Below are 7,504 nucleotides of genomic sequence, written 5' to 3' on the forward strand. Positions count from 1 at the left end.
ATGACCTGCCATTTGTGGTTTTCTAATAAATCATTATCGCTTTGAGCTTCAGCGTCGGAATGTGGCTTTGTGTTATGCGTTTTGGCTAAGGATATGACCGAGTGTTGAAATAAAATACTCACTCCCGCATCTGATAATTTTTTTGCTAACCAATGGCAATATTGTTTGGGGTTAAGCCAGCCACCTTCCGAATAATAAAGGCTTGAAAATGGAAGGGTTAAGCCACTAATGTCACTCGACTGTTCAGCGTTATGTAGTTCAGTTAACTCTGGCCAAAGAGAAGCAATTTTGGGGAACTTGTTATGTTGAGCGTCGTTAATAGCTTGTTGTAAAACACCGCACCACTGGTGTTGAACAACGTCATCGCTTGGCAATGTATCTCGATAAAACTCACATGCATATTGATAAGCTGATGCGTAAAATTTTGCGATGGTCGACTCAGTAGCCTGTAATAATGGATAAATCGCACCTTGTTCGTTACTTGAGCCTCCTGTGGCGACTTCGTTTTTATCACAAAAGATAACGACCGAGCATTCTGGATCTCGCTGAATAAGTTTAGAAGCAAGTGTTAGACTCGAGATACCCGCTCCGACGATAGCAACCTGTCTATTTTTTATATTTTTATAACCATTACTGGTGTATAAAAGAGGTGTCTTTGGTGAGTCCAATTTGAGTTCCTATTTGCTGCACTTCATTAGTCAAAGCACGAATTATTGTAGCAACCTTTTTGCTTGCCAGTTTTATTACCCCTGGAAAGATGCAGCCAGCATTTCTCTTTTTCGACCAAACCCTTTCACTTTATTGACCTCGAAACCAACTTCTATCAGTCCTCTTCGAACTAATCCAGCGGCGGTAAAGGTCGCTAGTGTTGCTCCCGGCTTGGACATACTGGCAATATTACTGAAAAGCTCGGTGGTCCACATCTCTGGGTTTTTACTTGGCGCAAAACCATCTAAGTACCAAGCGTCCACCTTTGGGAAGCCATTTATTAGTTTCGGCATTTGTTGATTAACATCACCTAACACTAAATTTAAGTCTATTTGACCTTCATTAAGTTGTAATGAGCAAATGTTAGCTTGGTGGTCGATATTGTGGTTTGATGTAAAAAAAGTATCAAAGTTAGGTGGATAGGCTGTGAGTAGCGCCTCGACATGCTCGGTCAATGATGGCCAGTGTGCAAGAGCGATGTTTAAGTCTTGTTTAGTTAATGGAAACTTTTCAAAGCTGGTAAAGGTCAGTTTTACGGGCGGCTTAGTAGGTATTGATTGGGCGCGAACGTGATTCACTTTTGCTAATAAGCGGCAAGTCGCCAGAAAGTTAAGCCCTGTACCAAAGCCGGTTTCTGCGATATGAAATGTGTCATTTGAGCCTGAGTCAAACTCCAGCAGTTGTTGTTCTAAATTATTGTTTTTTAAAAAGACATACTCAGTTTCTGCAAGCCCGTCGTGCTTAGAAAAGTAGATGTCATCAAACTCAGTAGAAACAGGCGTGCCGTTTTCATCAAAATTTAATTTTGCATGGTTTGTCAAAATAAACTGACCTTAAATGTATTTTAATGAGTGGATTTTACGGATAATTTTAATAAAAAGTAACTCTTGTTGACGCATTTCGATATTGCACATATATTCGGCTAACACTTGTTCGCTGAACTTAGACCAGTTAACGATTAAAATTGCGTAGAATACTGGCAAAAATTTGTTCACTACTTCAAAAATTGGGATATTTATGAAAAGAGCAGTTATAACTGGACTAGGTATTGTTTCCAGTATTGGTAATAATAAAAACGAAGTATTAGAAAGCTTAAAAACTGGCAAATCGGGGATCAGCGCTTCAGAGCAATTTGTCGAATATGGCCTTCGCTCTCAAGTTTGGGGAAACGTCGAGATTGACGTCAGCGAACACATCGACCGCAAAGCAATTCGCTTTATGGGTGAAGCCTCTCAGTTTGCTTACATTGCAATGAAAGAAGCGATTGCGGATGCTGGTTTGACAGACGAGCAAGTTTCTAACCCTCGTACTGGTTTACTTGCTGGCTCTGGTGGTGCGTCTTCTAAAAATCAAATTTTAGCGTGTGATACCTTACGCGAGAAAGGTGTAAAGCGTGTTGGACCATATCAAGTACCACGTACTATGAGCAGTACATGTTCGGCGACACTAGCCACTCCTTTTAAAATTAAAGGCGTAAACTATTCAATTAGTTCTGCGTGTGCAACTTCAGCGCACTGTATCGGTCATGCTGTTGAGCAAATTCAGTTAGGTAAACAAGATATTGTTTTTGCTGGTGGTGGTGAAGAAGTCGATTGGACACTTGCAGGTATGTTTGACGCGATGGGTGCATTATCAACAAAGTACAATGACACACCAGAATTAGCCTCTCGTACTTATGATGCGGACCGAGATGGGTTTGTAATCTCTGGCGGCGGCGGTATGGTGGTCGTCGAGGAATACGAACACGCTGTTGCTCGTGGTGCCAAAATCTATGCAGAAATCGTAGGTTATGGTGCAACCTCTGATGGTTTTGACATGGTTGCGCCATCAGGTGAAGGTGCAGAGCGCTGTATGAAGATGGCGCTAGAAAATGTTGATGGTGACATTGATTATCTTAACACGCACGGTACAAGTACACCGGTCGGTGATGTTAAAGAACTTGGTGCAATCCAAAATGTATTTGCAGGTAAGTCACCTATGATTTCTGCTACTAAAGCAATGACAGGTCATGCTCTTGGCGCTGCTGGTGTTCACGAAGCGATTTACAGCTTACTAATGATGGAAAATAATTTCATTGCGCCATCAATTAATGTTCAAACACTAGATGAAAAAGCAGAAGGCTTGAACATCGTCACAGAAACTAAAGTTGCTGATATTAATCTAGCTATGTCGAACAGTTTTGGTTTCGGTGGCACTAACGCCACTTTAGTTTTCAAAAAAGTCTAAGCTGATTCAGAATTTTTTATTAAAAATAAATATATAAATTCTCGAAATTAGCGTGTTTCAAAACCCCATTTAGCGTTACACTAAATGGGGTTTTTACTATTTGAACCATTCAAAATATTAACCCTCAAAACACCTCTTTTTTTAAGCGTATTGTCAGGCGAACGTGCATGAAATTCTTAATTGATGAAAATATTCCCTATGCAGAAGCATTTTTTGAGTCGGTGCTAACGCAGCTAGACCCTTCAGGTCTGTCTAAAATTGTCCGGTTTGCTGGTCGTGAACTTACCCCTGATGATCTAATTGATGCAGACGTGCTTCTGGTTCGTTCAATTACTAAGGTGAATGAGCCACTTTTATCAAAAGCCAATCAATTAAAATTTGTTGGAACGGCGACGATTGGGGAAGACCACATTGATAAGGCACTGCTTGCAGAGCGTGGTATTCAATTCAGCTCGGCTCCTGGCTGCAATGCAAACTCTGTTGCAGAGTTTGTAATCAGTGCCTTATTAGTTGTTGCTGAGCAACAAATGGCGAGTTTGGCAGACAAAACGGTTTCTATTATTGGTGTTGGCAATATTGGCTCGGCTCTACTGTCAAAGCTCCAAGCGTTAAATATGCAGGTGCTGTTATGTGACCCATTCAAAGAATCCGATGAGCAAGGTCTGTCTTATGTGTCTTTACCTGAGGCATTATCACAAGGGGACATAGTTACTTTCCATACTCCGCTAACAGTAGACGGTCCTCATCCGACACATCACTTACTATCTGATCACAATATTGACTTGTTAAAAGACGATGTTTGTTTAATTAACGCAAGTAGGGGTGAAGTTATCGACAATGACGCGCTTTTACGTCATATTAACGATAGAATTAAAGATGGACGGCCAGCCATCCACTTGGTGTTGGATGTATGGGAAAGTGAACCCAACGTGTTAATGCCTCTGATCCCCTTTACTTTACTTAGTAGCGCCCATATTGCCGGTTACAGTTTGGAAGGGAAAGGCCGTGGGACCGAAATGCTCTATCATCGGGTTTGCGCTCTATTTGATTTGGCGCCGGTCATTAAACTTGAAGAGTTGATGCCAAATGCTGCGGTCAGCCAGGTCACCCTGACACCTTCGTCAAGGGAAGACGTTCTTGAACTAAAAGGAACAGGGCTGCTCAAGCAACTCATTCACCTGGTTTTTGATGTGAGAAGGGATAACGCATTGTTTCTTAATCACATTGACAAGGAAGGGTTTGATTGGATTCGCAAAAGTTACCCAATACGCAGAGAGTGGTCGTCTTTATTAGTTGATGGCTGCACACAACAACAAGCGCAACAATTAGCTAACCTGGGATTCAAAACTCAAGTTACCAGATAAGCGTGATTTAGAACGAGATCATAATCCTTCTAAGTCCACAAGATACAGATTTAAGTTAGTCAGGAACAAAACATGTCAGAACAAAAATTTAACATTGCCGTTTTAGGTGCAACCGGCTTAGTAGGCCAAAACATTATTGAGATTTTGGAAGAGCGTAATTTCCCGGTAGGAGAGTTGTTTCCATTAGCCAGTAAACGTTCTGCAGGTGGATCTGTTTCATTTAAGGGCAAAGACGTCGAAGTCTTAGATGCAGAACAGTTTGATTGGACTCAAGTTCAAATTGCATTATTTAGTGCAGGCTCGGCAGCAACGGAAAAATACGCACCTATTGCTGCTGATGAGGGCGTCGTAGTTATCGATAACACATCATTTTACCGTTACGAACCTGACGTTCCACTAGTTATCCCGGAAGTAAACCCTGGTGCACTAGCAGATTTTAGAAATCGCAATATCATCGCTAATCCGAACTGTTCGACGATTCAAATGTTAGTGGCACTTAAGCCAATTCACGATACATATGGAATTGACAGAGTAAACGTATCGACTTACCAGTCTGTCAGTGGTGCCGGTAAAGCCGCAATTGACGAGTTGGTTCAACAAACAGCCCAACTAATGAACGGTCGTCCAGTTACTGCAGAAAATTTCCCTGCGCAAATGGCGTTTAACGTCATTCCTCAAATCGATGTTTTCCAAGACAACGGTTACACCAAGGAAGAAATGAAGATGGTTTGGGAAACACATAAAATCATGGGCGATGAGTCAATTCGTGTAAACCCAACAGCTGTCCGTGTACCGGTATTTTACGGTCATGCAGAAGCGATCCACTTAGAGTTGCGTCAACCAGTTAGCGCCGAAGATATTAAGAATCTACTCGCTCAAGCGCCTGGTGTGACTATGTTGGCTGAAGATGCGGAGTACCCAACACAAGTAACCCATGCAAGTGGTAGTGACCAAACATTTGTGGGGCGAATTCGAGAAGATATTTCTCATCCAACAGGTATTAATATGTGGGTTGTTGCTGATAACGTGCGTAAAGGCGCCGCGACCAATAGTATTCAAATTGCAGAATTATTGATAAAAGAATACCTATAACAAACTCTGGTCATAGTTAGTAAGCCTCGCTCATTGCGGGGCTTTTTACTTTTAAGCGAGCAATAGTCACATCTAAACAAAAGTAGTGCTATGGTATTTAAGGTGCGAGCTTTATATTTTTGTTTATAAAAGACGCAAATAAAACAAAAAATAAGAATTAATCAGAAAGTTGACACTATTAAGTGGTACAAGCTTTGCTTTACTTTTTTAAAGTGGTTAAATGACGATAGACTAATATTGCGCTCAATCTAATAAAATCAGTAGGTTAAGAAGCCAGTCTGTCGGACATAGTAACAATCGTTGCCACGTGGCAAAATTTGCGAATTTGGAATTGATCAATGCGTTCATGCTTTAAATTATTTGCTTTGTTTTTTATTTTGCTGTCTTTCGGGACGGCCCAGTTTGGTTATGCAGATAACAAATTAAAAGGCCCAAAAGGCGTCGACTATGGTGAACTAGGTGAGACCTACGGACCTATCACTGCACGTGACACCATGTGGAAACTTGGTAACAAATTCCGCCACAAAAACAATGTTTCTGTATACCAAGTGATGGTCGCTACACTAAAGAAAAACCCACAAGCGTTTGATTTTAATAACCTCAATGGCCTAAAAAACGGCGTTGTCCTTAAAATCCCTAGTCACAAAGAAGTCATGGAAGTAGACCCTCTGTACGCAAAAGAACGAGCAGATGCTGATGATGAGTTATGGGAAAAAAGGCTACGCGGTGAGTTGGACGCAAAAGTTATCGAGAAAAAGCTAGCGCCAATCGAAGCGGCAAAAGTCATTGACGTTGATACCGCCAAAAAAGAAATTTCTGAAAAAATTCAAAAAGTTGAAGAAAAGCAAATCGAAGCATTTGAAACGATTCAGCAACAATTAAACAGCGCGCAAGAAGTTAACGAATCTCTGAAAACAGAAAATGAACTATTACAAGAAAAGTTAGTTGCTCTATCTGACAAGTTAAACAACGTTGAACAGGCACTTGGTACGGAAAGTCAATTGCGCAGTGAAACGCAACAAATTTTGTCCAAAGTAGAACAATTACTTGCACAACAAGCTGCAGAGCAAGCAGAAAAAGAGGCGCAAGCTCAGAAAAAATCGGCTTGGGACGAAATAGCGGAATTCCTCTCTTCGACGCTAGGAATGATTATCTTGTCATCTATCTTGACGATCAGTGCGCTTGTTGGTGTAGCTATATTTTTGAAAAACAAAAATACCCAAGAACCAAACCCACTAACCGACCCTTCAATGGCACCGCCTCAGCCACTTTCCACGGACTCGTTTAGCAATGTTGACGAACCGATTGGCGATGTATCAGATTTGGATTTAGCAGATACGCTTGATGTAGATGACAGCTTAGATGCTTTAGACCCGTTTGATGACGAATTGGGTAGCATGGATGATAGTTTAGATGATGAGTTGGACGCGCTCGATATGGGTGACGACTTGTTAGATGACGATGTTCAATTGGACAATGTTGATGATGAACTGTTGTCTGACGATACCGCCTTTGATGATAGCCTAGATGATGAATTGTTAAGTGATGATAGTGATGTCGCTGAAATCGATTTGGCAGATGGAGAAGACGATGGTGACTCAATTGTTAGTGCAGAAGATATAGATGCATTATTAGACGGAGATGATAGTGATCTTGATGAAGCTCTCGATGACTTGGGGGATGACTTAGGTGGAGATCCATTAGAAGACCTAAGTGAAGATATCGAAGTAGAAATCGACGACGAAGAGCCTCAATCAAGTGATACTGACGACACGAACGTTGATGACGCTGGTGATGATGTTGACGACTTGTTAGATAGCGTCGCAGGCTCTGTAGAAGAAGCAGATGATAGTGACAATGAATCTGAAGCGTCACCTCCTGATGAAGATATGGAAACTGGCGTTGATGATATTGAAGATGAATTAGGGTTAGAAGACGATTTTGACATTGATGCATTGATAGATGAAGCTGGTGATGATCTTGATGATTCTGCTGCGATTTTAGATGACGACTTGGAAGAGACGGCAAGCGACGCTGCAGAAGAAACAACAGAAGAAGATGCAGAGCCGGTAACTGAAGACTCAGACGATGACTTTGATATCGATTCTTTAATT

Annotated in this window: 6 protein-coding genes; 4 read left to right on the forward strand and 2 right to left on the reverse strand. The window is 41.4% G+C overall.

What is annotated here, in order from left to right; all coding sequences use genetic code 11:
* On the reverse strand, positions 1-668 hold a 668-nt coding region (locus tag AC4E96_RS07310), incomplete at its 3' end, for an FAD-dependent oxidoreductase (protein WP_490255364.1).
* A gap of 75 nt (positions 669-743) precedes the next feature.
* Positions 744-1,529, reverse strand: a complete 786-nt coding sequence (mnmC2, locus tag AC4E96_RS07315) for a tRNA (5-methylaminomethyl-2-thiouridine)(34)-methyltransferase MnmC2 (protein ID WP_490255365.1) — start codon at positions 1,527-1,529, stop codon at positions 744-746.
* Between the two features lie 196 nt (positions 1,530-1,725).
* Between mnmC2 and fabB the strand changes: the two genes are divergently transcribed.
* The 4 genes from fabB to AC4E96_RS07335 all read left to right on the forward strand — a co-directional run.
* Complete coding sequence (gene fabB, locus AC4E96_RS07320) at positions 1,726-2,934, forward strand: beta-ketoacyl-ACP synthase I (RefSeq protein ID WP_488034173.1); 1,209 nt, start codon at positions 1,726-1,728, stop codon at positions 2,932-2,934.
* A gap of 167 nt (positions 2,935-3,101) precedes the next feature.
* Positions 3,102-4,298, forward strand: coding sequence for a 4-phosphoerythronate dehydrogenase (locus AC4E96_RS07325; RefSeq protein WP_490255366.1), 1,197 nt, complete (start codon positions 3,102-3,104; stop codon positions 4,296-4,298).
* Positions 4,299-4,370: 72 nt separating this feature from the next.
* Complete coding sequence (locus AC4E96_RS07330; RefSeq protein WP_488034175.1) at positions 4,371-5,390, forward strand: aspartate-semialdehyde dehydrogenase; 1,020 nt, start codon at positions 4,371-4,373, stop codon at positions 5,388-5,390.
* Between the two features lie 338 nt (positions 5,391-5,728).
* On the forward strand, positions 5,729-7,504 hold a 1,776-nt coding region (locus AC4E96_RS07335), incomplete at its 3' end, for a FimV/HubP family polar landmark protein (protein WP_490255367.1).

This window comes from Psychrosphaera sp., from assembly GCF_982872775.1.